Below are 2,534 nucleotides of genomic sequence, written 5' to 3'. Positions count from 1 at the left end.
GGTCGGGTAGCCCCGGCGCATTGCTGCGCCGGGGCCCCCTCAGAACCGTGCGTGCGACTTTCACCGCACACGGCTCAAGCAAGCCCCGAGGGCGTTGGGCTGGGCGGGGTTGCTGGGCCGCTGCCGGGGACGGGTTGCCGTCGTAGGCAGTCGGCGTGGATCAGACGGCGTTGTTCTTCGACCGGTGTGCCGTGTCCGGAGTTGACGATGATGTTTCCCTTGGTCATCGCCTTCCGGATGGTGCGCAGCCATTGTTCCCATTCGGTGGGGCTGTTCGGCTGCTGTCCGGCGTGCAGCAGGTAGTCCCCGCATCGGGGGCAGCGTCCGTGCTGGCGACGGAGTAGCCAGCGGTCGAGCCCGGTCAGCAGGGCGGGTCCCTTCGCTCGTCGGGTGGCCCAGTATCGGGTGAGAGCGGGGTCGTCTGGTGACGACCCGCCCTTGACGATCTGGTGCCGGTCGATTTTCGTCCAGGAGAACCTGCGGAGGTAAGCGCCGGTTTCCCGGTCGCCGAACACCCAGTTGTCCTGCCTGGCGGGGTTGAACCGGCCGAAGTACCGGGTGACGATCCAGTGCTTCGGCTTGTTCTGGTGGCGGCGTTTGGCCCACTTGTAGGTGAGTTGCCACATGTAGTGTTCCAGCGTCCCGAAGGTGTCGCTGGATGCCGCCGTGCGGTAGTAGGCCGACCAGCCACGCACGATCGGGTTGATCGTTCGGATGACCTCCAACGCGCTGGCGCCGCGTAGTGCTCTCATCGAGCCGCGTAGCCGTTCCCGCAACCGTCTCACGGCCGTTTTGCTGGGAGTGGTCAGGGCTATGTCGCCGTATCGGCGGACGGTGAATCCGAGGAAGTCGAACCCGTCATTGACGTGGACGATGCGTGTCTTGTCCTCGTTGAAGGTCAGACCCCTCGGCGTCAGCCAGGCGGCCAACCGCGCCTTGACCTGTTCCGCGCGTTCGCGGCTGTCGCACAGGGCGACCAGGTCGTCGGCGTATCTGACCACTACCACGGGGCACCGCTTGTCGATCTTCACCCGCCCATCGGTGCGACCTTCGTAGTGGACCCCTGCGGCCTGTTCCATCCCGTGCAGGGCAATGTTGAGCAACAGCGGACTGATCACCCCGCCTTGAGGTGTTCCCTCATCGGTCGGGGCGAACCGGCCTTGATCAACCACACCGGCTCGCAGCCACGCGGCGATCCGCGCCCGCGCGGGGAAGGCACCCAGCGCTGCCAGGAGGTGATCGTGGTTGATGCGGTCGAACGCCGCCGCCAGGTCCGCGTCGAGGACCCACGTGCGCTTGGGGTTCTTCCCCTTGACGACCTCGTGGATGGCCTCGATCGCGTCGTGGCAGCCGCGGCCGGGCCGGAATCCGTAGGACCTCGGCTCGAACCGCGCTTCCCACTCCGGCTCCAGCGCGTTGAGAGTCCGGGCTTGGAGCACCCGGTCAACGATCACGGGTATCCCGAGTGGACGTCGCTTCCCGTTTGCCTTGGGGATGTACACCCGCTTGACCGGCAGGACGGACCAGCCGTAGGCGTGGCGGTCAACCCACCGCGCCAGATCCGCCTTGTCCCCGGCGGTCAGCGCAAGCCGACCGTCGATTCCCGCCGTCATGCGGCCAGCGTTGATCTCCGTGACCCGGCGCACGCTGACCAGCGTGTTCGCGCGGGACCGCAGCATCAACTTCTGCATGTTACGTACCTTGCGCAGATCCCCTGCCTTCGTCGCCGTGAAGATCCGCTGCCGCAGACGCCGTACGTTGTCCTCGACGGTCCGCCAATCAACGGCGTCCCAGTCGACGACCTCGCCCTCAGGTCCGTTCACCACACCGCCCGAAGACGTCGTGGCGTCCAACTTGTCCATCGGTTTCAGCATCGTGAGCATCGTCCCTTCACAGGCTCACCTGGTCCACGTCAGCACCCTTTCGGGTTCGGGCAGCAGCCCGTATCCGGCCGGTTCGCCAGGGACGGCTGGGTGACAGACCAGCCAAAACGCCCCGGTTCCCGGTGCCTTTCGGCCGCCGGCATTCGCTTCTTGGACCATCCTGTCCCGCCAAGGCATCGACTTCCCTTACGGTGATCTACCGGCCGCAAGGCAGCGACCGGACCCGGACGGGGTTTCCACGTTCCGCGCGGGCAAGACCCGGCTGGGGTGGGTGCCTCCTCTACCCCGAGGGCGACGGTGTCCACACGACCGGCATTTCCTCCCCGTCCGCCGCCTGCCGCTCTCCCACGGCCAGCCCTTCTCAGACGCCCGGCCACACACGCCATCCCGGACGCCACCGGTTCACGAGGCATACAGAGGTTCACATCCATTCACCCGTCCAGCCTTCCCCTCACCCGTAGTCCCCGGACAGCACGGGAACCCTTCGGCTTGAACCCCGAGCTCCGCACCCAGCCGTTACCAGCCACGCACGTCGGGGCGGGGACGGACCATCGGACACTGGCCCGGAATCACACCATCGACAACAACCTCCGATCCATCACACGGTGTATCCACTTGCGCCGCGCGACCTCGTGTCGCACGGAAACTGAC

Annotated in this window: 1 protein-coding gene; it reads right to left on the bottom strand. The window is 66.5% G+C overall.

The features are described 5' to 3' along the window. Positions 1-74: 74 nt before the first annotated feature. On the bottom strand, positions 75-1,883 hold the full coding sequence (gene ltrA / locus AB0H52_RS31765; RefSeq protein ID WP_225854508.1) for a group II intron reverse transcriptase/maturase: 1,809 nt from the start codon (positions 1,881-1,883) through the stop codon (positions 75-77). Positions 1,884-2,534 lie beyond the last annotated feature (651 nt).

The sequence above is a fragment of the Micromonospora sp. NPDC050695 genome (assembly GCF_040654415.1).
Lineage (GTDB): Bacteria > Actinomycetota > Actinomycetes > Mycobacteriales > Micromonosporaceae > Micromonospora.
Note: the sequence above shows the minus strand (reverse complement) of the source record. Positions and strands in the feature narration are given on the sequence as shown.